Raw genomic sequence first — 25,895 nt, forward strand, 5'->3', positions numbered from 1 at the left:
ACTTTTAAATTTAATTTATTCCACACAGCATATTACTAGATTATGCTATGCTGCGTAAATTAAATTTAAAAGTTCCGTATTTATATAAAAATAATAGCTATACATAGAAAAACATATATATATAGATTTAATTAATTATTATTATTATTTTTTGAATTTTAAATCACATTTAACACCATATAGTTTATTTGTTTACCGTTACTTCCTATGTTATTATATAATTATAGAAATTACAATTTATTGTTATAGTACAGCATTAGAAAAGGGGGTAGAGCCTTATGAGGCACTACGAACTGATCTTTTATATTGATTTAAGACGGCTTCATAAAAAAGATGAGTCATTTGGATAGATCCTCAAAAAATTTTAAAAATCAACTTTAAAATTGAGGAGGATTTATTATGGCAACTATCATAAAAAAAACAAATGCCCTAACAAAGGTTGAAGGTGAACATGAAAAAAAGGATGTTGTTAAAAAAAGTAATGTTTCAAAAAAGGAATTATGTTTAAAAACCTTTGACTACTTTATATTCTAATAAAAATAGGACCTTAAAGGTCCTATTTTTATTTATAATGATATTATTTTACCAAGCATATCTCTGTCTACAGCATAACTTAATGCTGACTCATAAGATATCACTCCTCTTTTATAAAGCTCTGATAATGACATATCCATCGTCTTCATTCCATATTTAGCTCCAGTTTGGATAGATGATTCTATTTGATGAGTTTTCCCCTCTCTAATCATATTTTGTATAGCAGTAGTTGCTGTCATTATTTCTAATGCTGCTACTCTTCCATTGCCATCAACCTTAGGTAGCAATTGCTGTGATATTATACCTTTTATAACTGCAGCCAACTGTATTTTAATTTGTTGCTGCTGATAAGGTGGAAATACATCTACTATTCTATCAATAGTTTTAGCCGCACCTATAGTATGCAGTGTAGATAAAACTAAGTGTCCTGTTTCTGCTGCCGTAAGTGCAATAGATATAGTCTCCAAATCTCTCATTTCTCCAACGAGAATTACATCTGGATCTTCTCTTAGTACTGATTTTAAAGCATTAGCATAACTTAAAGTATCTTTTCCTATTTCTCTTTGATTTATGATAGATTTATTATGTTTATGTAAATTTTCTATAGGGTCCTCCAATGTAACTATATGTGCAGCCCTTGAAGAATTTATTTCATTTATCATAGCAGCTAAGGTTGTACTCTTACCGCTTCCTGTAGGACCAGTAACTAATACCAAACCTCTCTTATTGTATATTAATTCTTTAGTAATTTGTGGAAATTGCAAATCATTTAGTGTAGGTATCTTTAAGGCTACTACTCTTAATGCAAGAGCACTACTTCCTCTTTGTTTAAATACGTTAACTCTGAATCTTCCTAGCCCTGCAATAGAAAAAGATGTATCCATTTCTCCTATCTTTATATATTCTTCATAAGCTTCTCCCAAAATTTCTTTGGTATATGCATCAGTGTCCACTGGTTGTAACTTCTCACTACCTATGTGTATGAGTTCTCCGTTTACTCTTATAACGGGAGTTACACCTACTGTTAAGTGTAAATCTGAAGCATTTTGTTTGATTGTTATTTCTAATAACTCTTTTAGTGATACCAATTTAAATTCCCCTTTCACCTTGTTTGCTGCGTATATTAATTTGGTTTGATCTTTTTTTAATAACATCTACTTTTTGTATGCTATAGTTAAATATTCGTATTAATATCATAATATTTAATAATTTCTTGTATTCATTTTAAAATATTCTACAAACTTTATAAAATTCCTTTTATTGATATATAAAACTTTACAATTAAAATTATAAGCGAAACAGCTGAGAATTAATAATAAAATTTTAAAATTTTATTATTAATTCTCAGCTTAATTCATTTCTTTCCATAATTTAACTCTTTATACAACTTCTTCAATGCTCTTTTTTCAATTCTAGATACATAAGATCTGGATATACCAAGTATCTTAGCAATTTCTCTTTGTGTTCTAGGTTTTCCTTCCAAAAGTCCATATCTCATCTCTACAACATTCTTTTCTCTTTCAGATAAACATGTGTTTATTTTAGAATACAATTTTTTAACTTGTATTTTACTCTCCACAATTTCAATTATTGAATCTTCGTCACTACTTAAAACATCCATCAAAGATATTTCATTTCCTTCTTTATCTATTCCAATAGGATCTTGTAAATATACTTCACTTTTAGTTTTTTTATTATTTCTTATCAACATAAGTATTTCATTTTCTATACATTTTGCAGCATATGTGGCCAACCTTGTACCTTTACCTGCATCAAAAGAATCAATAGCTTTTATTAAACCAACTGTGCCTATGGATATTAAATCGTCAACCTCTTTGCCAGGATATGAATATTTCTTAACTATATGTGCTACTAATCTTAAGTTTCTTTCAACCAAGATACTTTTTGCTAGTACATCTCCTTCCTTTAGTTTTTTTAAATAGTATTCTTCCTCCTTATCATTCAACGGCTGAGGAAATGAACTGCTATTTGTTATATAAGCTGTAAAAAACACCATGCTCCCAATAATATCTAATAAATAATTCGTAAAAAACACGGGCTGTTCCTCCTAATAGTGCTTATTAATATACTATGACATTGCATATTAAAAAGTGCATGTACATTAAAATATTTTACTATAAGGAGATTTTTATAGATAAATCAAAAGATCACTTAAACAATTATGCTATAGTGATCTTTTAAAAAAATGAATTTTTATTCTTATTTTTTTCAGATGCCTTAGTTTAAATACTGAGATACCCCATTAAGTACATCTTTAAATATTGGCGCTGCTGTACTTCCACCACTTTCACTATCCTTATTAATATCTTGCACAAATACAACCATTGAATAATATTTACCATTTAATTTAAAAAAACCCACAAACCACCCATCAGAATGTTCTTGCGGTTTTTCTCCTTGTTTTGCTATTTCTATTCTCTGAGTAGAACCAGTTTTTCCTCCTATTTCTACGTTGTTCATAGCTGCCGCTTGAGCTGTTCCCTGTTTTACTACTTTTATCATTTGTTTTTTCATAATGTTAGCTGTTGAATTGTCAATAACCTGCTTCTGTTCTTCCTCCATAGTTTCAATATCATTATTGTTATCATCTACATATGCATCAATAATATTTGGCTTTACATATACTCCATGGTTAGCCACAGTATTAGCTATACTTATAGCCTCTATGGGAGTTATTCTCATTTTCTGACCTATGGAAGCAAGTCCTAGACTACCATCACTATACTTGGCATCTTGCACTTCGAATTTTCCAGCAACTTCACTATCAAAGCCCAATACCTTTGCAAGTAACCCTTGTGATTTTGCATTATCATAGAAATTATTAAATCCAACTTTGTTACCTATTTGTGCAAAAATATCATTACAAGATACTACTAAAGCCTGTTCAGCAGTTAAAGTCCCATGCTTGCCTTCTTCATCTTTCTCATATAGTCCTCTGCAAGTAAAGTTATCTGTTACACTTATACTTTTTCTGTCAAGTCCAGCTTCCATTACAATAATCTTAAAAATAGAACCTGGATAGAATCCATTATTAGTTGCAGCCCCTATATTTACATTAGGTTTACTATCATCTTTTTGAACCATAGCTTTTATTTTCCCAGTATTAGCTTCCATGAGTATTACTCCAATTTGGCTAAAACCTTTATTCTTATCACTATTTAAAATATCCTTTATTTTATCTTCTATATTCTTATCTACAGTTAACCTTACATTTAAATTTTTCTTAGGAAGTTCCACTTTTTCATCAGTTATATTTCCATTTACATCTCTATCAATAATCACTTGAGGCTTTTTGTTATTTTTGGTTTTATTATAAATTTGCATCTCTAAAGAATCCTTAGATTTTAAGGCACTGTTATCTGTTCTCCTTGGATTGGTAAGTAAATTTTCAAGTTTCCACACGCCATCCTTATTTGAAGATGAGTAAGTATAAGTATAAAAACCTTTTATACCTTTTATATCTTTTAATTTATTATATGTATTTTCATCTATTTCATAGTAAAGTTTTTGACTACTATTCAAGGTTTCCATTTTTGATAAATCGTAATTACTATTATAATTTCTCAGTACATAAATTAATGTTAACATTTCATCAGAATTGCCATCTAAGTTACTTCTATTAAATATTTCTGGGGATATCACTGCATAATACTTCTTACTATAATCAATAAGTTGTTTGCCATTTGAATCAAATAACATATAATTAGTATCAGTTATATCTTCTTTATAAGAGTATTGAGAATCTGCCATAACGCTGTACTTTTCTGATTTAATGTACTGAAATTTTATTATTCTATAATATAGTATAATAAAAATAATTAAAAATATAGATAACAATATATATTGTCTTTTTCTTATTATTCTTCTACTAAGTTTTAGTATCATAAAAACACCCCCTTCTAAACATAATTTTTGTCAAGAATGAGGTGTTTTATTCATATCATTGCAACCCTTGTAAAATTTGTTTTATATTTACACAAATTATATATAGATGTTGAACTTTTAAATTTAACCTAATAAAAAATATTTAACGTGACGAAACATGGTAATATATCTGGTCGTATAAATTAAATTTCGGACGTGGTTATCTATATATCTGTCTTTAATTATCTTTACTTTTTATAAGTATATCTCCTTCAAATAATTCAGTATCAGATGTAATAGTAAATATCATCTGAGCTGACGGAGCTGATGGTATTTTCTCTCCATTTTTGTTTTTCATGTCGCTTAAACATATTTCAAAGTTATCACCAATAGGTCTTAATACTTCCACTTTATCACCATCAAACACCTTATTCCTTTGCTCTATAGTTGCAACCCTTGATGAGGTATCGTATCCTTTTACAATACCTATGATGTCATATTCTCTTATATATGCTGATGTTTCATGAGCCTGCTTATTAGGATCCCCAAAATAAAATCCTGTAAAATACGTCCTATGACTTGCTTTCGAAAGGTTATCCAACCATTTCTGCTGAAATTCATACCCCTCAGGATCTTCAAAATATGCATCTATAGCCTGCCTGTAAGATTTAACTATGGATGCTACATAGTAAGAGCTCTTCATTCTACCTTCTATTTTAAAAGAATCTATACCTGCTCGAACTAATTCAGGTATATATTCAATCATACATAGATCTTTAGAATTTAATATATATGATCCTTTTTCATCCTCAAATACTGGAAAATACTCTCCTGGTCTTTTTTCTTCCACTAAATAATATTTATATCTGCAAGGCTGTGCGCATTGCCCTCTATTTGAATCCCTTCCTGTCATATAATTTGAAATAACACATCTTCCAGAGTAAGCCATACACATAGAGCCATGGATAAACGATTCTATCTCACAGCTTTCAGGAATATTATTTCGTATGTCCTTTATTTCTTCTAAAGACATTTCTCTTGCTAAAACTATTCTCTTTATTCCTTGATTATACCAAAATTTAGCAGATTTCCAATTAACATTATTAGCTTGCGTACTTAAGTGCAGTTCAAGCTCTGGTACAACTTCCCTTGCAGCCATGATTATTCCTGGATCTGATACAATTATAGCGTCTACTTTCAGTTCATATAAATTTTTTAGATACTCTTCTAAACCATTCAAATCTTCATTATGCGGAAAAACATTCATAGTTACGAAAACCTTTTTTCCTCTGCTGTGGGCATATTCTACGCCCTCTTTTAACTCTTCATCTGTAAAGTTATCTGCAAAAGCTCTCAGGTTGAGTTTACTTCCTCCAAGATAAACTGCATCCGCCCCAAAATTTATAGCAGTTTTTAGTTTTTCAAGGTTTCCTGCTGGTGCTAGCAATTCTGGTTTCTTCATCATTGTTCCCTCCTTTTTGTAACTGCCACTCCATCTCCCATAGGTATAACAGAAGTTATAAAGTGTTCATTATTTGATATAGTTTTCAAATACTCTCTCATACGTTTTACTATAGTTATTTTTCTTCTTTCTACCAAGTCTTGTGAAGCAACCATTCCTCTAAACAACACGTTATCAGATATTATTATTCCATCTTTACTTAATAATCTTAAGCAATTAGGAAGGAAGTGATTATAATGGCCTTTCCCTGCATCCATAAAAATCAAATCATACTTATCATCTAACTGTTGCAATATTTCTATACAATCTCCTTGAAGTATATCTATCTTATCATTAAATCCATACTTTTCAATATTTTTCGTGGCTACTTCTATCATTTTCTCATCTCTTTCAATAGAAGTTACTTTAGTTACACTACCTGAACTTTGAGCCATTAGAATAGCTGAATATCCTATAGCTGTTCCTAACTCTAGTATTTTAGAAGGTTGTTTTATACTTATCATAAGCTCTAAAAATTTTGCAACTTCTTTTTGTATAATAGGAACAGAATTATGGTGTGCATAGTCCTCAAGTTCTTTCAACACACCATCACCATTATTTATTAACCCTCTTATATATTGTTCCATATAATCATAAGTAATACCGCTCATATTTTCCTCTTTTCCTCCACTTTTCTATACACGTACTTACATGTTGTAACCATAATAATTTAAACATAGTACACTTTTAATTCCTATATATAGATAACCACAACTTAAATTTAACTTATACGTAGGAATATGTTGCCAAAACTGATGGCACTTTTAAAAACTTTTTTATTAGTCTTAGTGAAGTGTTTTTGAAAATCTTAGAAGCTTTGATATGGTTGAAAGCCTGAATGGCTTTCAACCAGCGACTTATCAATTGTAATTGATAAGTTGGTCTGGACTGAGGTACGAGTTTATCAAAGCTTCTTAGATTTATAATGAAACTACTCTTCCTTCCGTCAGAGTAGTGCTCACAGAGTAAGCGACCATATCAAAATCACAGATTTTGTATGTCTGCTTAACCGATTCGCACAAAATCTCAGATTTTGGCTCTCTGCTTAAACACGAACTTTAGACTAATTAAAAGTTTTTAACGTGCCGAAGTTTGGCAGCATATTCCGTCGTATAAGTTAAATTTCGGACATGCTTATCTATAACAAAAAACAATTGACAGTTTAAAATTGACAAAAGAGAACTATAATATATTCCCCCTTATCAATTTTTAATTGTCAATTATTCTAATTCTCTTGAGTAATATTTTCTATAGGTAAAAATTGCTTTTCGCTATAGTATACCCTTATTTTCTTTTAGATTTTTTTCTCATATCTGGATTTAATATTTTCTTTCTCATTCTTATATTTTTAGGAGTTACTTCCACAAGCTCATCTGATGCTATAAACTCAAGACATTGTTCTAGAGACATTTGAGTTACAGGCACTAACTTTAAAGCCTCATCTGATCCAGAAGATCTTGTATTTGACAACTGCTTTTTCTTACATACATTAATATCAAGATCGTCTGCTCTTGAACATTCTCCAGCTATCATCCCTTGATAAACATCTATTCCTGCAGGTATAAATAACGTTCCTCTTTCCTGTGCATTAAATAATCCGTAAGTAATTGATACTCCTGTTTCAAACACTACAAGGGAACCCCTAGTTCTTTCTGGAATTTCACCTCTATAGTCTTCATAGCCGTGAAGAACGTGATTCATTATACCATTACCCTTAGTATCAGTCATAAATTCGTTTCTAAATCCTATAAGACCTCTTGCTGGAACTTTAAACTCAAGTCTTGTATATCCATTAACAGCTGATGTCATATTTACCATTTCAGCTTTTCTAGGTCCTAGTTTTTCCATAACAGGTCCCATAAACTCTTCTGGCACATCTATTGTAAGATATTCTATCGGTTCAAGTTTCTTTCCATTTTCTTCTTTAAATATAACGGAAGGTTTAGAAACTTGGAATTCATATCCTTCTCTTCTCATCGTTTCAATTAAAACTGAAAGATGAAGTTCTCCTCTACCGCTTACTTTAAAGCACTCTGCAGATTCTGTTTCTTCAACTCTTAAAGATACATTTGTTTCTAATTCTTTTAATAATCTATCTCTAAGATGTCTTGATGTAACAAAATCTCCATCTTGACCAGCAAAAGGTGAATCATTAACCATGAAGTTCATACTTAATGTAGGTTCATCTATTTCTACAAAAGGAAGTGCTTCTGGATTATTAATATCTGCCAAGGTTTCTCCTATGTTTATATCAGGAATACCTGAAACAGCTACTATATCTCCAAGTTTTGCTTCTTCTGTTTCTTCTTTCTTAAGCCCATTATAAATGTAAATATTTGTAACTTTTACATTATCTATTTTTCCATCTTTTCTTACTAATGCTACAGCTTGATTCTTTTTAATACTTCCTCTTTCTATCTTTCCAATTCCTATTTTACCAACATACTCGTTATAATCTATAGTAGTAACTAGCATTTGGAACGGCATATCTAAATATCCTTGCGGAGCAGGAACATTTTTTACAATAGCTTCAAATAGAGGACCCATATTTGTAGATTCTTCTTCTAATTCATTTTTTGCAAAACCAGCTCTACCAGAGGCGTATACTACTGTGAAATCTAGCTGTTCATCATTTGCTCCAAGCTCTACGAATAAATCAAATACTTCATCTAAAACTAATGCTGCCCTTTCATCTGGTCTATCTATTTTATTTATAACAACTATTGGTTGCAAGTTTAGTTCTAGAGCTTTCTTTAAAACGAATTTAGTTTGAGGCATAGGTCCTTCATATGCATCTACTACTAGAAGCACACTATCAACCATCTTAAGAACACGTTCAACTTCTCCACCAAAATCAGCATGTCCTGGTGTATCTACAATATTAATCTTTATTCCATTATGCATAATAGCAGTATTTTTAGAGAGTATAGTTATACCTCTTTCTTTTTCTAGGTCATTTGAATCCATAACTCTTTCTTGAATTTTTTCATTTTCTCTATACACATGGCTCTGCTTAAGTAGTGCATCTACTAAAGTAGTCTTACCATGGTCAACGTGTGCGATTATTGCTACATTTCTTATATCGTTCCTAGTGAATAAACTCATTATTTTTTCCTCCAATTTTTTAATAAAAATATATTATAAAATAATTATTCTATTTTATTTATTCTCAAAAAAAATTGGATACTATTAAGTATCCAATTCTATTTAGGCTTACCATATCTATTTTAGTATTATAGTCTTAAAAAGTCAACTATTGTAGAATTATTTCCCCATTCCAAATGTAAAATCTACACCTATAGCATCATTTAATATCTTTAAAACATCATCCCACATAATACTAAATCTTTGTTCTGCTTGTAAATATTCACTTACACTAGGATTAGTAGATATAATTGATGCTATATTATTAAGTTTTTCTTTCAAGTCATCTGATATGTTACCTTTTTGCATCTGTTGACTATATGCTTCTATCTGTAACTTTCTAAAATCATCTAACATTTTTCTATTAGTTTCATTACCCTCTATTTTTTTGCTAGCTTCTCTAAGTTTAACAACTTCATCGCAATTCTTTAATTCTTTAGCAAATTCATGTGCTTTGTCATAAATATTCATTAACTTACCCCCAATTATATTTCCATTATTATAGGTAATATCATAGGTTTTCGTTTAGTCTTCTCATAAAGATAGGTTCTTAAAACTTCTTTTATATTAGATTTTATGCTTGCCCATTCAGTTATATGTTTTTCTTCACATTCTCTAAGGGCATCTCTTACTAATTCTCTTGCTTCCTCCATTAAATCCTCAGATTCTCTTACATAAACAAATCCTCTAGAAATAATATCCGGTCCAGCAATTACACTTCCTGATTCCTTCTCTATAGTAACTACCACAGTTAAAATTCCATCCTGTGAAAGATGTTTTCTATCTCTTAAAACTATGTTCCCTACATCTCCAACACCTAATCCATCAACGAATACTTGGCCTGATATAACAGTACCATTTTTTCTTATAGAATCTCTTGTAACTTCTATAACATCTCCATTATCTCCAATAACAACATTATTGGATGGAAGACCTAACTTGATGGCTAATTCAACATGTTGTTTTAAGTGTCTATATTCACCATGAACAGGCATAAAAAACTTTGGTTTTACTAGTGTATGCATTAACTTCAGTTCTTCCTGACAAGCATGCCCTGAAACATGTACATCTGCTAATGCCTCATAAATTACCTCTGCACCTTTTTTAAATAATTGATTTATAACTCTAGAAATTAATTTTTCATTTCCTGGTATAGGATTTGCAGATATTATTACCATATCTCCAGGAATGATATTAACCTTTTTATGCTCTGATGCCGCCATTCTTGAAAGAGCCGACATGGGTTCCCCCTGACTACCTGTAGTTATAATAACAATTTTGTTATCAGGATACTTGTTTATTTGGTCAATATTAATAAATACATTCTTATCCACATCTATATATCCAAGTTCCATGGCTACTTCCATTATGTTTTCCATACTTCTTCCAGATACAGAAACTTTTCTTTCATATTTAATTGCACATTTAATAATTTGCTGTATTCTGTGAATATTAGATGCAAAAGTTGCTACAATAATTCTTCCCTTAGCTTCCGTAAAAATCTTTTCAAAGGTTTCTCCAACGATGCTTTCTGACATAGTATATCCTGGTCTTTCAACATTCGTACTATCTGCCAACATCAAGGCAACACCTTTTCTACCTAATTCAGCAAACCTAGCTAGGTCAGCTACGCACCCATCAATAGGTGTATAATCAATTTTAAAATCTCCAGTATGGAGAATTACACCAATAGGTGTATGAACTGCAATTGCAACAGAATCAGCGATACTATGACTGGTTCTTATAAACTCTACAGTTACGTTTTCCAACTTAACCATGTCTTTTGGTTTTATACATCTTAAGTCAACTACACTTAATAATCCATGTTCTTTAAGTTTTGTTTGAACAATACCTAAAGTTAACTTTGTACCATATACAGGTACATTTATTTCCTTTAAGATATATGGAAGTGCTCCAATGTGATCTTCGTGCCCGTGAGTCAAGAATATACCTTTTACCTTTTCTATATTCTTTCGTAGGTAAGTTACATCAGGTATTACGATATCTATTCCCAGCATCTCCTCATCTGGAAACTTTAAACCGCAGTCTATAATCACTATGTCATTTTTATATTCTATGGCAGTTAAGTTCTTTCCTATTTCATTTAAGCCACCTAATGCAACTACCCTTACCTTGTCTTTTTCTTTACGCAAAAATTCTCCCCTCCTTTGTTGTATTTAAGTATATTCAAGTATATTTAAAATTACTATACTTTCCCTTCACACTTATCGCATATTCCGTAAAATTTGACGCTATGATTGGTAATTTTAAAACTATACTTTTCTTCTATTTCATGTTCTATAAATTCTAATAGGTCTCCCTGCACTTCAATTACTCTTCCACAATTAGTGCATACTAAATGATGGTGTTGATGATTTTCTTCCTCGTGAATTAATTCGTACCTGCTGCAACCATCATTGAGATCAAGCTTACATATTACACCTAATTCTTCAAGTAATTGAACTGTTCTATAAACGGTAGCAAGACCTATTTCTGGACATTCTTTTTTCACTAAATCGTATAATTCTTCAGTAGTTAGGTGACTTCCCTCGTTTCTGATTATTATATCAACTATAGCTCGCCTTTGCGGCGTTAGTTTATATCCTTTTTCTTTTAGATTACCCTTTAGCTTTTCTATTTCCTCAGGTGAAAGCTTTGACATCACACTACCCCGTTTCAACCACTATTTTAATAATTTTCAAATTTAAGTTTAATATTATTGTTTAAGAATGTCAATTGAAAATCAATTAATATCTTCATCATCACTAAATAATGTTTCATATGCTTCTGAAACAATTGCAAATTCATCGTCATCTTCTACAGTGACTAATACATCATTGCCATCTTTATCTTTGTCTATTCTTAACACTATTGCTTCATCGCTATCCTCTTCATCTTTTGGCACTACCACCACATATTCCTTGTCCTCAATATCCATCTTAGTAATTACATCAAATTCAACTTCATTGCCATCTTCATCATTTAATACTATGCTTGTTATATCGTTTTCCATTATAAATTCACCTCTTCTTTATGCATGTTTTTTAATATTATATAAATTATTTTTAACTTGCTCATATTATAACATGTGAGTATAAATTTTATCTTAATTTCTTGAGATACTGTCTAAATATCCCTGTAATATATAAATTGCAGCCATTTTATCAACTATCTTTTTTCTTTTGGAACGTGATAGATCCGCTTCCAGCATAGCTTTATGGGCTGCTACAGTAGTTAGTCTCTCATCCCACATTTTTATAGGTAATTGTATATTTTCTTCAATTAATTTACAAAAATCTAGTACCTTTTCACTCTGAGGTCCCAAGGTTCCATTCATATTTTTAGGAAGACCTGCAACAATGCTTTCTACACTATATTCTGAACAAATCTTTTTTAATTCATCTATATCTTGTTTTACATTTTTTCTTCTAATAGTAGTTATGCCTTGGGCTGTGAAACCTAATGGGTCACTTACTGCCACACCTATGGTTTTATCTCCTATATCTAATCCAAGTATTCTCATTTATACTCTCCTACTTATTATGTTCAAATTTAAAATAAAAATGCCCAAAAGGGCACTTTTATTTTATCCCTAGATATGCTTTTAATACTTCTTCTAATATTTCGTCTCTTTCAAGTTTTCTCACTAAAGATCTTGCTCCATTATAATTTGTAATATATGTTGGATCTCCTGAAATTAAATATCCTACTAGCTGATTAACTGGATTATATCCTTTCTCAATTAGCGAATTATAGACTTCAGTCATTATTTCTTTAGTCAAATCCTTCTTACTTTTAGAAATATCAAACTGAATAGTATTATCGTTACCCATTTTCTCACCCCGCTAACAATTGTCATAACTATATTATAGAACATATCCACTTAAATGTATACTATTTAACTAGTTTTTCCATAATTGCAGAGCAGCTCCCTATAGCTTCATCTAGCTTTTCCGGAAGTTTACCACCAGCTTGAGCCATATCTGGTCTTCCACCACCACCTCCGCCGGCAATAGTAGCTACTTCCTTTATTATCTTTCCACAGTGTACTCCTTTTTCTATAGCTCCTTTAGTTGCCATGGCTATAAACTGCACTTTTCCATCTGCTTCACTTCCAAGAACAACTGTACATTCCCCAGCTTTACTTCTTATCTTATCTGCTAAATCTCTAAGGGCATTTCCATCTATATCCTTTAAGATTCCAGTAATAAGCTTAACTCCCTTTATTTCTTTTGCATTGTTTAATATTTCATCTTCCTGTCCACTAGCCAATTTTGATTTTAATTCTGCTATTTCTTTGTCCTTTTCTTTTATTTCTATAAATTGAGTGTCTAATCTATGGACTATTTCTTTCTCATTACATCTTAATTTATTTGATATTTCTTTTAATAAATCATTTTTTTCATGTACATATGAAATAGCTTTAGTTCCGGTAATAGCTTCAATTCTTCTGATTCCTGCTGCTACTCCTGCTTCTGACACTATCTTAAACAATCCTATTTCACCTGAATTTGTAACATGAGTTCCTCCACATAATTCTACACTGAAGTCTCCAACTGATACAACTCTAACCTCATCTTTATATTTATCATCAAATAATGCTATAGCACCACTTTCTTTTGCTTTATCTAAACTCATAACATCTGTTTTAACGTGTATAACATTCATGATATTTTCATTAACTAGATTTTCTACTTTTCTAAGTTCTTCAGCATTTAAAGCTTCAAAATGATTAAAGTCAAATCTAAGTCTATCATCATCAACATAAGATCCAGATTGATGCACGTGTTCTCCTAATATTCTTCTTAAGGCTTCATTAAGAATATGTGTTGCAGTATGATTTCGTCTTATATTTTTTCTTCTAGCAGCATCTACACTTAGAGTAATTTCATCATCACCATTCACTTCTCCAGATGTAACCTTTATAAAGTGTAGTATTTTTCCTGCTACATTCTTTTTACAATCTAAGACTTCAGCCTTAAAGGAATTACTAAATAATATTCCCCTATCACCTACTTGCCCTCCCATCTCAGCATAGAAAGGAGTACTATCTGTAATTACTACAGCTCTATCCCCTTCTGAAAGAACTGAAACAAATTCTTCGTCTTTGATTAACATTTTAATCTTTGCTTCACACTCTAAGGTTTCATAGCCTTTAAAATTAGTTTCTATTTCCAATGGTATTTTGTTTAATATAGTATCCTCTGATCCCATATAATTTGTAGTTTCTCTTGCCTTCCTTGCTCTTTCTCTTTGCCCCTGCATCTCTTTGTTAAAATCTTCGATGTCTATAGATATTCCTTTTTCCTCTAATATCTCCTGTGTTAACTCTATAGGGAAACCATATGTATCATATAACTTAAAAGCTCTTTCTCCGGAAAGTATATTTTCTTTCTTAATCTGCAAATCCTGTATAAACTCGTTTAAAATTTGCATACCACTATCTATTGTCTGGTCAAATCTTTCCTCTTCCAGCTTAATTACTTTTTCTATATAATCTTTTTGTTCTCCAAGTTGAGGATAATTTCCAACACAGTTTTCTATAACTATATCTGTTAGTTTATACAAGAAGGTATGATTTATTCCCAAAGATTTTCCGTGCTTTGCAGCTCTTCTTAATAATCTTCTCAATACATATCCTCTACCTTCATTAGAAGGTAAAATTCCATCACTAATCATAAAGGTTACACTTCTTATATGATCAGTTATTACTCTTAGAGATATATCACTTTTTTCCTTATCTCCATAATTTACACCAGCTATTTTACTTATTTCATCTAAGATGGTTCTTATAGTATCTACCTCAAATATATTATTTTTACCCTGCATAATAGTAGCTATTCTTTCTAAACCCATTCCTGTGTCAATATTAGGTTTAGCTAATCTATTATAGTTTCCCTCTTCATCTTTATCAAATTGAGTAAATACTAGGTTCCAGAACTCAACTACCCTATCGTTATCCGCAGCTTCAACAAATTCTTCTACAGAACTTATTTTGCCTTCTCCTCTATCAAAATGTATTTCCGAACAAGGTCCACAAGGTCCAACTCCAAGCTCCCAGAAATTATCGTCCTTTCCCAATCTAAATATTCTGGTAGGATCAACATCTGTTTTCTTAGTCCATATATCAAAAGACTCATCATCTTCCAAATAAATAGTTACATATAGTCTATCTTTAGGTAACTTTAAAACCTCTGTTACAAATTCCCAAGCCCAAGGAATTATTTCTTCTTTAAAATAATCTCCAAAAGAAAAATTTCCCAGCATTTCAAAGAAGGTTCCATGTCTTGAAGTTTTACCTACATTTTCTATGTCTCCTGTTCTAATGCATTTTTGACAAGTTGTAACCCTGTTTTTAGGAGGAACCTGTAATCCTGTAAAATATGGTTTTAAAGGCGCCATCCCTGCATTTATTAGCAATAAACTTTTATCATTCTGAGGTACAAGGGAAAAACTTGGAAGTCTCAAGTGATCCTTGTTCTCAAAAAATTTTAAATACATCTCTCTTATTTCATTTAGCCCCAACTTTTCCATGGTTAATCTCTCCTTGCAATTTTAGTATATTTGAAAAAAAATAATAAACTCTCATCCCAAAGGGACGAAAGTTTATTCCGCGGTACCACCCTAATTACACAGCTTATAAAGTGAATATTTTCTTATTATATATCACTTACTGTAAGCTAGCCTCTTTAAAATATAATGACTCCTAGATAGCTTCAATATATTTTACAAGAAGTTTACACCCTCCACTTCCTCTCTTTATGTAAGAATATATTTACTCATTCCAATCATTGCCTACATATATAATTATGATAAAAATTATAATTAAAAATATATTACATGTCAATATTGGTTTTTTAGTTTTAACGAATATCTTATTTAGAATAGGTAATAATTTAAGTCTTCATATATTACCTTTATAATTACACCTATAGGTATTGCTAAAACCATTCCTATAAATCCCGCCGCTTCTCCTCCTATGATAAGCAATATTATAACTACAAGAGGATGCATGTTTACACTATCTCCAGTTATCTTTGGTGATAATACATTACCTTCTATTTGCTGCAATAAATACAGCCATATTGCAGTATATAAAGCTTTCTCAGGAGACTTGATTAAAGCTATAAAGATAGCAGGCAAAGCCCCAAAGATAGGTCCAAAATACGGTATTATATTAAAAAAAGCATTTAACAAGGACAACACAACAGGAAAATCTATATGCAGAATTAGTAAAACCACAAAGGTTACTATACCTATAAAACCGCATAATATGAGTTGACTAACTATGTATCTTCCTAGTATTTTATCTACATCACAGCTGATTTTTCTAACTATATTTCTACTTCTTAAAGGAAAGAAATTTAGAACTCTATTATTTATATAATTACTATCAGCTAAGAAGTAGTACGCAACTATAGGAATAACTGCAATTGTTATGATATTCTGACCTAATTTTAATGCTGTATCAAATATCTTTGAAGATATACCTAAAAAATAACTATCTATCTTTAAGTAAATTTTATCTGTTATAGCGTACATAATTTTGTTATTTCTTATAGGCTTTAACCTAGAATAGAATCCATTAATATAATTCTGTATTTTATCTATAGTTGTATTTATATTCAGACTTTCTTTGAAAATAGATGGTATAACTACAACAAATAATAATAAAATTATTAATACTAATGCACATATCAATATTAAAGCAGCAGTACTATCACTTACACCACTATAATTCAACCTTTTTTGTATTGGTTTTAATGTATAGGCTATAGCAAAGGATAAAAGCAACAAATATAATACTTCTCTTATGATCTGACTTCTCAGACATAAAATAATTAATGCAAATATTACAATGGAAACTATACTATACTTTATAAAATATTTTGTTTTAAATTTTTTCATCTAAACCATCTTCCAAAAATAATTTATGAGGCAAGCTTGAAAAATTTATATTTTCATTCTTACCATTGTACAACAAGTTTTTCTCACCAAGCATTAAATCCTTAACTAATATTATCTTTTTCCCTGATATAAAATTCGTAATAAAACCTGTAGATATTATAACAGCATTTAGTGTAAATTTATGTTCATCAAATAAAATATCTTCTACCATTCCCAATACATTACCCTCTTTATCTCTAACATCCATTGCTTTTATATCTTTAAATTTTAGAAAACTTCCTTTAGCAGCTTTAATAATTACCATAACGGAATTAAAGCTTATTACATCTTCCAGCATTATATTTAAAGTCTTTCTAAATAAACTCAATGGAGTTACATTGAATCCTAAAACCTGTTTTCTATTAAAATCAATTAATAGATCATTAATAAAACCTAGACGCTTACCATTTACATTTACTACATCCATAAGACTAAAATCTTTAGTTCTATACATAGTTATCACCTCTTAGAGTTAACATGAATTATACGGATGTACACCATTATAAACTTATATAACTATTAATACTATAGTTTCCAAATACAATAAAAATATAACATTATGTAAAAACTTTATAGAAGTGTATGAAAAATTAAAATTAATGAATGTTTTCTAAACCTAAATTGTTAATTGAGTCAAATATAAATAAACACTATCAGGTTTAACAAACCTGATAGTGTTTCTTCTTAATTACGAATGTCTATTTGTAAATTCTGTACTACAAATATTTTATATTACAATATCTATTCTTCAGTTCCATGAACATGGTCATGAATATGTTCTGAATGTGTCTTCATTTCCCAAGGCTCTAACCCCTGAGATTCTCTATAGTTATTTATTGCTTTATGGATAGCTTCTTCAGCTAATACGGAACAATGCATTTTAACAGGTGGAAGTCCGTCTAGAGCTTCAGCTACTGCTTTATTTGTTAACTTCCATGCTTCTTCTGTAGTTTTCCCTTTAATAAGCTCAGTGGCTATACTTGATGAAGCTATAGCTGAACCACATCCAAAAGTTTTAAACTTTACATCTTTTAATATGTTATCTTCAACTTTTATATAAATTTTCATTATATCTCCACATTGAGGATTTCCTACTTCGCCTACTCCATTAGCAGCTTCCAATTCCCCAACATTTCTAGGATTTCTAAAGTGATCCATAACCTTTTCGCTGTAAGTCATCATATCTTATTTACCTACCTTTCTTGCATCTTCTTGTTTTATAAAATCTTCCCAGAATGGGGACATTTCTCTTCTTCTCTTAACTATACCAGGAATTATATCTAGTGCATAAGCTACATCTTCTTCAGTACTTCCAGCACCAAGGCTCAACCTTAAAGAACCATGTGCAATTTCATGTGGCAATCCTAAAGCTAATAATACATGTGATGGATCTAGAGAACCTGACGCACATGCACTTCCTGTAGAAGCAAATATACCTGCATCATTTAAATCTAATAATAGAGTTTCTCCTTCTATCCCTACGAAGCTCACATTTACGTTTCCTGGCAACCTGTCATGATCCTTTGGTCCATTCACCTTAACATAAGGTATTCTTTCAAGTAATCCGTTAAGAAGCTTATCTCTAAGGTGACTTAATCTATCTGATTCTTCTTTCAATTCACTAATAGCTAATTCAATAGCTTTACCAAGACCTACAATTCCCGGTACATTTTCTGTGGACGCTCTTTTACCTCTCTCTTGTCCGCCTCCGTGTATAAGATTCTCAATCTTAATACCTTTTCTTAAATACATTGCACCTACACCTTTAGGTCCATAAAACTTATGAGCGGCTAGTGATAAAGCATCTATATTCATTTCTTTTACATCTATATCTACGTGTCCAATAGCTTGAACTGCATCTGTATGAAAATAAATTTTCCTATCTTTGCATATTCTTCCAATTTCCCTTATAGGTTCAATAACTCCCACTTCATTGTTAGCAAACATTATTGAAACCAATATAGTTTTATCTGTAATAGCATTTTTTAAATCTTCTAAACTTATAAAACCATATTCATCTACTGGAAGATAAGTTATCTCAAAGCCATTCTTTTCAAGAAATTTACAGGCATGTAGTATTGCATGATGCTCTATCTTAGTAGTTATTATATGATTACCTTTATTCTTGTTAGCGAAAGCAATTCCTTTTAATATCCAGTTATCACTCTCTGATCCACCGGCTGTAAAAAATATTTCACTTGCTTCAGCATTTATAGCCTTAGCTACTCTTTCTCTAGCAGTATTAATAGCTTTTCTAGTAGCATCAGACATTGAGTAAAAAGAAGATGGGTTTCCAAAATGTTCTGTAAAATATGGAAGCATTTCTTCTAATACCTCTGGTTTTGTATATGTGGTAGCTGAATAATCCATATAAACTTTTTTATTCATCAATATTATCCCCTTTCTTCCTGCCAAACTTCATATTATTATAATCGTCTAACATATCTTGTAACGTAGTAGATTCCATAACACTATCAATACTCTTCTTAATTCTAGACCATAATACCCTTGTGGCACAGCACTCTATATTATTACATGATATTTCATTATTTTCTTCGATACATTCAGATATTTCTATGGGTCCTTCTAAAACCGTCATTATATCTGCAACACTTATATCTTTAGGATCTCTACTTAATATGTATCCACCTTGTGCTCCTCTTATACTCTTAATCAAGTTTGCTTTTCTAAGAGGTGAAAATAACTGCTCTAAATAATACTCTGATATATTCTGTCTTTCTGATATACTCTTAATGGATGACGGTTCCTCACCATAATGAATAGCCAAATCAACCATAGCTTTAACACCATATCTTCCTTTAGTTGATAGCTTCACTTAACCACTTCCTTTAATGTTGAGTGTTTTACTATGTTTTATAATTATAATAGCAAAGCAGAGTAAAATTGTCAACAATAGATATAGAAAATTTTGAAAACAAATTAGTTTTTTTGTAGAAACTAGTTTACTTTATTTGGCCCATTCCATTAATAATTCCTTCATAGTATCTTTTGCATAGGTTAGATCTGCAGAATTTAGTTTATTATTTGATAGCTTTTTAATTGTTCCATAAGGATTTTGAAGTGAAAGTTCCTCACCTCTATGTGGCTGCCTTCTATCCCTACGAGTAACTGTCTTTTTGTAACCCAACGGAAGTGTACCTACTATTTTTCTTAAGTAATTACTCCATGAGATTTCAGCCTTTAAGCTAAGACCTGTTATAATTTTTTGAAACTGCTTAGGTGTTTTCCCTTTAGCTGCACCTTCTGCAATTTTCTTAGTTAGTTCCTTAAGCTCATCAAAGTCTAAAAATTTTTCTTGTTCACTCCATAAATCATGAGCATCATGTTCTGAATCATGTTCAGTTTTTATAAAATCATGCTCTTCTATCTATGTTATCTTCAGCTAGTTTCACCTTAAGCATTTCTGTTACTTTGTCTAAACTAACTTTTCCATTAAGATATTTCAAAACTTTCACGTTATCTCTAATAAAAGTTAACCAATTTTCTTCAGAAATATTATTTATATATATAACAGCTTCCTCATTTTCAGTTACTGCTGCTCTCATAATATCTAAAGATGGATTTTTTATATATTTAATGGCATTCCACTCTTTCTTCACCGCAGTTAACTGTACTTTTTCCGTTGGGTTGTCTATATATCTAATTGCATCCCAATCTTTTTCTACAGCTAACATTTGCAATTCTTTTGAAGGATTTTTATAAAATTGTATTGCCCATCCTTTTTGTTCCATAGACATCAATATCACCTTCTTTAACTATCTGAATCTTCCTTAATGTATTTCATATAACTTTTTATTGCATTTTCCATCTTATTGTCTGCAGGTATATAATATATAGAATCTTTTATATTATCTGGTAAGTACTGTTGTGTAATATAATGCTTTTTATAATTATGAGGATATTTATACCCAATGCCTCTATTTAATTTTTCTGCACCTTCATAATGGGCATCTTTTAAATAGCTTGGTATATCTCCTATATCCTTTCCATTTAAATCTTCTAAAGCTAAATTTATAGCGTTAATTGCTGAATTAGATTTAGGTGATGTTGCTAAAAGTATCACAGCCTCAGCTAGTGGAATTCTAGCTTCTGGAAACCCTAATTGTAAGGCCGAATCTACACAGGCTTTAACTATTGGTACAGCATTAGGATATGCCAATCCTATATCTTCTGCTGCAATAACCATAATTCTTCTGCAAATAGATATTAAATCTCCTGACTTTACAAGTCTAGCCAAATAATGAATTGCTGCATCCGGGTCACTTCCTCTTATAGACTTTTGTTATGATAAATATTATATATGTACAATAATATTTATCTAATACCTAATAATTACTTGTACAATACTCATAAACTAAAGATTAATTATTACATAAATATTATACTCCATAAACAAATAAGTTGAACAGATAAAGTAATTAAAATAGTAAGAATATAGTAGGCGTAAGGTTAAGATTAGAATAATATTAGAGTTAGGATAGGAATAGCTTGAAAAGGTAATGGCGGACTACAGAATGTAGATCGAAAGTTCTTTTGAAGAATGCCAAAAGAAAACCTTTCTATAGACTTAAAGGAAGGATGTGGTGAGGGATGATGGGATACCTTAGAATAAAAGACCCACAGGGAAAAAATATTCAAGAGTTCTTTTTCTGTGAATTTACAACAAAAAATCAATAATAACAAGTGTCTTAAGTCAAAAACCTCAATTGAAATTGCTACTCTAAAGAATAAATTATATATTTTGATTAGGATATTAGCTTCAAGCAATTGAAGAACATATGCACAAAAATACTTGAATATTGCTTTTATTATTAAAAACTATCAGTTTTGCAGTATAATAATATAAAATAGCTTTAAAAGGATGGTGAGATTATGGATTTATTTGATATTGCCAATGAAAAAAATAATAAAGGATTAAAGCCTTTGGCTGAAAGAATGAGACCAGAGACTTTAGAAGAATATATAGGACAAGAGCATATCTTAGCTAAAGGTAAGATGCTGTATAGGGCAATAGTTACAGATAATATTTCTTCAGCAATTTTTTATGGACCACCTGGCGTAGGTAAGACTACATTGGCAAGAATTATAGCTAATACAACAAAGGCAAATTTTTATGAATTGAGTGCTGTAAATTCTGGTACAGCAGATGTAAAGAAGATTATAAAGGAAGCAGAGGATAACTTAAAGTTTTATTCTAAAAAAACAATATTATTTATTGATGAGATACATAGATTTAATAAAGCTCAACAGGATAGTGTTTTAAATGCAGTTGAAAAAGGTATCATTATATTGATAGGCGCTACTACAGAAAATCCCTATTTTGAAGTTAACAATGCACTTCTTTCTCGTTCTATGATTTTTCGGTTAAACAACCTTTCTGAGGGTGACGTTAAAAAAGCATTGAGGAATGCTATTGAAAGTTCAAAAGGTTTTGGCTATCTTAAAATAGAAGTAGAACCTGAAGTGTTTGATTACTTTGCCGTACATAGTAACGGTGATATAAGAAAGGCTTTAAATGCTTTAGATATGGCAGTTAGGACTTCATCAATAAAGGAAGATAAGGTTTTTGTAACTGTTGAAGATGCAAAAGAATGCATCCAGAGAAAAATGACGTTGTACGATAAAGGGGGTACATCTCACTATGATACTATCAGTGCCTTCATAAAGTCACTCAGAGGCAGCTCTCCTGATGCAGCAGTATACTATCTTGGGAAAATGCTAGATGCTGGTGAAGACCCAGTATTTATAGCGAGAAGAATTGTTATACAGGCTTCAGAAGATGTAGGAAATGCAGACCCAATGGCGTTAATGTTAGCTGTAAGTGCTATGAATGCTACTCATATGATTGGCATGCCTGAATGTAGATATGCACTATCACAAGCAGCAATATATGTAGCATCAGCACCAAAATCAAATGCTTCCTGTGTTGCAATTGATTCAGCACTTACCGACGTAAAAAGTCGAAGAGATTCTGGAATACCGCCACATCTAAGAGATGCTCATTATAAAGGTGCAGAAAAATTAGGTCATGGAACTGGTTATTTATATCCACACTCTTATGGTGGATTTGTAAATCAGCAGTATTTGCCTGATTCCCATAAAGATGCTGTATTTTATAATCCAACATCTAACGGACTCGAATCTAAAATTAAAGAGAGATTAATTAGACTTTGGGGTAAAAAATAACTTAATAAGATTGGTTAATTGTACTAATAATTTAAAGACAATACTACATTAACTAACGTCATTGTTAGTATACCTAAAAAGAAACCATTAATATTAAAAATATACAGCACAACTCTTATCTTATAAAATAAAGCCTATATCTTATATTACATAGTAATATAAGATATAGGCTACTACTATTTCATTCCTGTAGATAACCTGTTGATAAAATTGTTTATAACTTTAAATTCATTAAATAAGAATGTTTTGAACAAACTATTTTATAAGACTACAATTATATAATATTTTATCGGTTCTTTAATATATGTCTTTCATTTCCACACACCATTTCTTTAGTCAAAGCATCCTAGTTAACTATCTATATAGCATAATTTATAGTAAAACATTATCTTTTTATATTCAAGATAAAGTAATATATTACACCCAAAAAAGAGAACAGATCTCTGCTCTCTATCTTAGTAATATCATTAATATTATTAAATTTGTAGTTTTCAATTTAAACTTTGAGCTATTAACAACTTTAAACTATTCTGATATATTTCTATTTCTTCTTCATGTAGATGCATTACATCTAGCTTTTCTCAATGATTAATCACTTGTTAATCCTTGTGGTAGTTCGTTTTTATCTATATCCTCTAGTTTTTTTCTTTTAATATATGAAAATATATCCTTAAAATTAGTCTGAGCTACTGCACATATATGTGAGTTATCCGCATCGTATGAGCTACTAATCACTTCTCTTAAAGCTACTAGCAGTTCCTTATTAATATAGATATTCTATCAAATGTTATTATATTTTTTTATGTTGACCATTGTTTTTCCATATATTCATCTCCTCTTAGATCTTTAGTTTCCTTCTTGATTATATTGTCTAACATATGTTTATGTATCAATTTATATAGTGGATGTGTCATAGCAGTGCTATGTTATTAATTTTATACAGACAATTTATCTTTTACACATGATTTTAAATCATTAACTATATGCTTAAGCTCTACAACAGGTATAATTTTTTCTGTCCCATATTTAAGCATCCATTCTCCATTTTCTTGCATCAAGCATAAAAACTTGCCATCTCTCATACATCTCTTTTCATTAATATCTAAATCTACTATCCAACAAATAACATAGTCAAATGTCTCATATGGATGATCATGTTTAAATAAATTACTTAACTTGTATTCAATTTCTACTAATATTTTCTCATTATTTCTATTAAAGCAAATCATATCTGTTGGAGATTGATGAGAGTAATGCCCTATTCTATCGATGTGCTTTATTAGCTCTTTACATCTTTGACTAGAAATCATCATAGCAAACAATAGTGCTACCTGAGATTCGTTATCTGGTCGCTTTGTAATAGGCAACTCCCTTATAGCTAATTCGTCGATTTTATCAAAGTCTTCAAGCCTTTTTTCTGTCTTTCTTTTTTTATCTTTAACTAAATAATCTATCTCTTCCATCTTTCTGAGTTTAAAATATCCCTCATTAGCAAGTGGTATTATATCTTCTTCAATAATTTTTTTTGCTGCTTCCAGTACCCACTTCACTTTTGGATCATCTTCATTTGATATGTTATTCCTATCGGCAGTTAATTCGAATACCTGAGAATTGATGAGGAGATGATAATGACTACTATTTAAATCAGGTATAAAAGTATTTTTCTTTGTAAAAGGAATAAAATCTTTTGCTAAATATACTCCAAACCTTGATTTCAGACTTTCGCCTTGCTTTAGCTTGACAATCTTCTTTCTACAATTTGTACCAGATACAGTCCCATACATCTGAAAAGAAACATATTCTCCATTTATATTAGTTGCCCTGTGGTATGGACCAAAATGTATACAATAATTTGATGATAACCTATAAATAGTTTCACATGGATCTTCCTTTGGTTTTTCCTGTGGTGGATGAAACTGGTGAGTTCCTGCTATTTCTTCTTTAATATTGAATATTTTATCTTCCAAAAATATTCTTGGGGCAACCTGCATATTATGAATATACTTATGTAATTCAGTATAGTTAGCAAAATAAGTTTTAAAGCTTCCAGCAGCTGTATACCACAAGATATAATCTTTAATAGTATAAAAGTTAAAGTATTTTTCAGGGTTATCAATGACATATCCTTCTATTAGTATTTGAGTACCAACTTTTCCAAGTTTAACTTGTAACTTTTCCACAGAATATGCAGGAAGTAAATTGTTACATAAATTTTCCCAAGGTTTCTCCATAACTACTTTATAAGCTTCGTTATCTTTTGTTTGCGTATAAATCGTAATCTTATCACTTTTTAAATATATCTTTGTTCCCAGTCCTTTTTCACCAATTCCGAATTTGGATTTATCTGAATCTCCTAAATTAAAGAATCTGTGTATGTCTTCTAAACACATACCTTTTCCATCATCCTGAATTTCTAAAACGAATACTCCATTCATATTACGGTATGTAACTACTGTAATAGTTTTAGCCTCAGCATCATGTGAATTACTTACTGCCTCTCTTAATACTTCCAATGGGTTAACTATATTTTTAGCTATTTCTCTAAATAGAGATGTATCTTTTACTTCTGGCTTATATACCTGCAATCTTTTTCACCTAACCTCTCAAAAATTTTCTATATGTGTGGTTACCACACATATTAGTATCTTCTATCATATAAAATCAATACATAAAATTC

24 protein-coding genes, 1 pseudogene and 1 other annotated feature are annotated in these 25,895 nt (G+C 30.6%); of the genes and pseudogenes, 2 read left to right on the plus strand and 23 right to left on the minus strand.

Going from position 1 to position 25,895, the window contains the following annotated elements; translation table 11 throughout:
• Positions 1–399: 399 nt before the first annotated feature.
• Complete coding sequence (locus tag HGI79_RS23090) at positions 400–534, plus strand: hypothetical protein (protein ID WP_278046671.1); 135 nt, start codon at positions 400–402, stop codon at positions 532–534.
• Between the two features lie 32 nt (positions 535–566).
• On the opposite strand, the gene HGI79_RS01505 is transcribed toward HGI79_RS23090, so the two are convergent.
• The 21 genes and pseudogenes from HGI79_RS01505 to HGI79_RS01605 all read right to left on the minus strand — a co-directional run.
• Positions 567–1,622, minus strand: a complete 1,056-nt coding sequence (locus HGI79_RS01505; RefSeq protein WP_185649005.1) for a type IV pilus twitching motility protein PilT — start codon at positions 1,620–1,622, stop codon at positions 567–569.
• A 266-nt stretch (positions 1,623–1,888) separates the two neighbouring features.
• A complete protein-coding gene (sigK, locus tag HGI79_RS01510; protein WP_185648957.1) occupies positions 1,889–2,590 on the minus strand; it encodes an RNA polymerase sporulation sigma factor SigK in 702 nt (233 codons plus the stop codon).
• 182 nt (positions 2,591–2,772) lie between these two features.
• Positions 2,773–4,440, minus strand: a complete 1,668-nt coding sequence (locus tag HGI79_RS01515; protein WP_185648958.1) for a penicillin-binding transpeptidase domain-containing protein — start codon at positions 4,438–4,440, stop codon at positions 2,773–2,775.
• Between the two features lie 217 nt (positions 4,441–4,657).
• Positions 4,658–5,881, minus strand: a complete 1,224-nt coding sequence (locus HGI79_RS01520) for a U32 family peptidase (protein ID WP_185649006.1) — start codon at positions 5,879–5,881, stop codon at positions 4,658–4,660.
• Entirely contained in the window at positions 5,881–6,531 is a 651-nt protein-coding gene (locus tag HGI79_RS01525; RefSeq protein WP_185648959.1) for an O-methyltransferase, read from the minus strand. The genes HGI79_RS01520 and HGI79_RS01525 overlap by 1 nt, the downstream gene beginning before the upstream one ends.
• Before the next feature lie 673 nt (positions 6,532–7,204).
• Positions 7,205–9,025, minus strand: coding sequence for a translational GTPase TypA (typA, locus tag HGI79_RS01530; RefSeq protein WP_185648960.1), 1,821 nt, complete (start codon positions 9,023–9,025; stop codon positions 7,205–7,207).
• Positions 9,026–9,184: 159 nt separating this feature from the next.
• On the minus strand, positions 9,185–9,535 hold the full coding sequence (locus tag HGI79_RS01535) for a YlbF family regulator (protein ID WP_185648961.1): 351 nt from the start codon (positions 9,533–9,535) through the stop codon (positions 9,185–9,187).
• Positions 9,536–9,549: 14 nt separating this feature from the next.
• Positions 9,550–11,217, minus strand: a complete 1,668-nt coding sequence (locus HGI79_RS01540; protein WP_185648962.1) for a ribonuclease J — start codon at positions 11,215–11,217, stop codon at positions 9,550–9,552.
• Between the two features lie 53 nt (positions 11,218–11,270).
• Positions 11,271–11,726, minus strand: a complete 456-nt coding sequence (locus HGI79_RS01545; protein ID WP_185648963.1) for a Fur family transcriptional regulator — start codon at positions 11,724–11,726, stop codon at positions 11,271–11,273.
• A gap of 81 nt (positions 11,727–11,807) precedes the next feature.
• Positions 11,808–12,077 (minus strand): DUF1292 domain-containing protein, encoded by a 270-nt coding sequence (locus HGI79_RS01550; protein ID WP_185648964.1) that lies wholly within the window; start codon positions 12,075–12,077, stop codon positions 11,808–11,810.
• A 93-nt stretch (positions 12,078–12,170) separates the two neighbouring features.
• On the minus strand, positions 12,171–12,587 hold the full coding sequence (gene ruvX, locus HGI79_RS01555) for a Holliday junction resolvase RuvX (RefSeq protein ID WP_185648965.1): 417 nt from the start codon (positions 12,585–12,587) through the stop codon (positions 12,171–12,173).
• Positions 12,588–12,645: 58 nt separating this feature from the next.
• Positions 12,646–12,897 carry an IreB family regulatory phosphoprotein gene (locus tag HGI79_RS01560; protein ID WP_185648966.1) on the minus strand — a complete coding sequence of 84 codons (252 nt, stop codon included), beginning with the start codon at positions 12,895–12,897 and terminating at the stop codon, positions 12,646–12,648.
• A gap of 61 nt (positions 12,898–12,958) precedes the next feature.
• Positions 12,959–15,598: an alanine--tRNA ligase gene (alaS, locus tag HGI79_RS01565; protein WP_185648967.1), complete on the minus strand. Its 2,640-nt coding sequence runs from the start codon at positions 15,596–15,598 to the stop codon at positions 12,959–12,961.
• 57 nt (positions 15,599–15,655) lie between these two features.
• Positions 15,656–15,865: a binding site (T-box leader), on the minus strand.
• 78 nt (positions 15,866–15,943) lie between these two features.
• The gene (locus HGI79_RS01570) at positions 15,944–16,972 is read right to left on the minus strand and encodes an AI-2E family transporter (protein WP_185648968.1); all 1,029 of its coding nucleotides are present in this window, start codon (positions 16,970–16,972) and stop codon (positions 15,944–15,946) included.
• The gene (locus HGI79_RS01575) at positions 16,959–17,465 is read right to left on the minus strand and encodes a PRC-barrel domain-containing protein (protein WP_185648969.1); all 507 of its coding nucleotides are present in this window, start codon (positions 17,463–17,465) and stop codon (positions 16,959–16,961) included. Before HGI79_RS01575 ends, HGI79_RS01570 begins: the two co-directional genes overlap by 14 nt.
• Positions 17,466–17,752: 287 nt before the next feature.
• Positions 17,753–18,190: a Fe-S cluster assembly scaffold protein NifU gene (gene nifU / locus HGI79_RS01580; protein ID WP_185649007.1), complete on the minus strand. Its 438-nt coding sequence runs from the start codon at positions 18,188–18,190 to the stop codon at positions 17,753–17,755.
• 6 nt (positions 18,191–18,196) lie between these two features.
• A complete protein-coding gene (gene nifS / locus HGI79_RS01585; protein WP_185648970.1) occupies positions 18,197–19,399 on the minus strand; it encodes a cysteine desulfurase NifS in 1,203 nt (400 codons plus the stop codon).
• On the minus strand, positions 19,392–19,847 hold the full coding sequence (locus tag HGI79_RS01590) for an Rrf2 family transcriptional regulator (RefSeq protein ID WP_185648971.1): 456 nt from the start codon (positions 19,845–19,847) through the stop codon (positions 19,392–19,394). Before HGI79_RS01590 ends, nifS begins: the two co-directional genes overlap by 8 nt.
• Before the next feature lie 132 nt (positions 19,848–19,979).
• The gene (locus HGI79_RS01595) at positions 19,980–20,159 is read right to left on the minus strand and encodes a hypothetical protein (protein WP_185648972.1); all 180 of its coding nucleotides are present in this window, start codon (positions 20,157–20,159) and stop codon (positions 19,980–19,982) included.
• Between the two features lie 226 nt (positions 20,160–20,385).
• On the minus strand, positions 20,386–20,769 hold the full coding sequence (locus HGI79_RS01600; RefSeq protein ID WP_185648973.1) for a hypothetical protein: 384 nt from the start codon (positions 20,767–20,769) through the stop codon (positions 20,386–20,388).
• A 14-nt stretch (positions 20,770–20,783) separates the two neighbouring features.
• Positions 20,784–21,314 (minus strand): annotated as a pseudogene (locus tag HGI79_RS01605) (AAA family ATPase); the annotation flags it as partial.
• Positions 21,315–21,904: 590 nt separating this feature from the next.
• Between HGI79_RS01605 and HGI79_RS01610 the strand changes: the two are divergent.
• Complete coding sequence (locus HGI79_RS01610; protein ID WP_185648974.1) at positions 21,905–23,218, plus strand: replication-associated recombination protein A; 1,314 nt, start codon at positions 21,905–21,907, stop codon at positions 23,216–23,218.
• A 588-nt stretch (positions 23,219–23,806) separates the two neighbouring features.
• On the opposite strand, the gene HGI79_RS01615 is transcribed toward HGI79_RS01610, so the two are convergent.
• On the minus strand, positions 23,807–23,953 hold the full coding sequence (locus tag HGI79_RS01615) for a hypothetical protein (protein ID WP_185648975.1): 147 nt from the start codon (positions 23,951–23,953) through the stop codon (positions 23,807–23,809).
• 200 nt (positions 23,954–24,153) lie between these two features.
• Positions 24,154–25,803, minus strand: a complete 1,650-nt coding sequence (locus HGI79_RS01620; protein ID WP_185648976.1) for an ATP-binding protein — start codon at positions 25,801–25,803, stop codon at positions 24,154–24,156.
• Positions 25,804–25,895 lie beyond the last annotated feature (92 nt).

The sequence above is a fragment of the Clostridium sp. DJ247 genome, from assembly GCF_014231265.1.

Coding starts and splice junctions, on each gene's coding strand:
- HGI79_RS23090 (WP_278046671.1), top strand. CDS start 400: ATGGCAACTATCATAAAAAAAACAAATGCCCTAACAAAGGTTGAAGGT.
- HGI79_RS01515 (WP_185648958.1), bottom strand. CDS start 4,440: ATGATACTAAAACTTAGTAGAAGAATAATAAGAAAAAGACAATATATA.
- HGI79_RS01520 (WP_185649006.1), bottom strand. CDS start 5,881: ATGAAGAAACCAGAATTGCTAGCACCAGCAGGAAACCTTGAAAAACTA.
- HGI79_RS01525 (WP_185648959.1), bottom strand. CDS start 6,531: ATGAGCGGTATTACTTATGATTATATGGAACAATATATAAGAGGGTTA.
- typA (WP_185648960.1), bottom strand. CDS start 9,025: ATGAGTTTATTCACTAGGAACGATATAAGAAATGTAGCAATAATCGCA.
- HGI79_RS01535 (WP_185648961.1), bottom strand. CDS start 9,535: ATGAATATTTATGACAAAGCACATGAATTTGCTAAAGAATTAAAGAAT.
- HGI79_RS01545 (WP_185648963.1), bottom strand. CDS start 11,726: ATGTCAAAGCTTTCACCTGAGGAAATAGAAAAGCTAAAGGGTAATCTA.
- HGI79_RS01550 (WP_185648964.1), bottom strand. CDS start 12,077: ATGGAAAACGATATAACAAGCATAGTATTAAATGATGAAGATGGCAAT.
- ruvX (WP_185648965.1), bottom strand. CDS start 12,587: ATGAGAATACTTGGATTAGATATAGGAGATAAAACCATAGGTGTGGCA.
- HGI79_RS01560 (WP_185648966.1), bottom strand. CDS start 12,897: ATGGGTAACGATAATACTATTCAGTTTGATATTTCTAAAAGTAAGAAG.
- alaS (WP_185648967.1), bottom strand. CDS start 15,598: ATGGAAAAGTTGGGGCTAAATGAAATAAGAGAGATGTATTTAAAATTT.
- HGI79_RS01570 (WP_185648968.1), bottom strand. CDS start 16,972: ATGAAAAAATTTAAAACAAAATATTTTATAAAGTATAGTATAGTTTCC.
- HGI79_RS01575 (WP_185648969.1), bottom strand. CDS start 17,465: ATGTATAGAACTAAAGATTTTAGTCTTATGGATGTAGTAAATGTAAAT.
- nifU (WP_185649007.1), bottom strand. CDS start 18,190: ATGACTTACAGCGAAAAGGTTATGGATCACTTTAGAAATCCTAGAAAT.
- nifS (WP_185648970.1), bottom strand. CDS start 19,399: ATGAATAAAAAAGTTTATATGGATTATTCAGCTACCACATATACAAAA.
- HGI79_RS01600 (WP_185648973.1), bottom strand. CDS start 20,769: ATGTCTATGGAACAAAAAGGATGGGCAATACAATTTTATAAAAATCCT.
- HGI79_RS01610 (WP_185648974.1), top strand. CDS start 21,905: ATGGATTTATTTGATATTGCCAATGAAAAAAATAATAAAGGATTAAAG.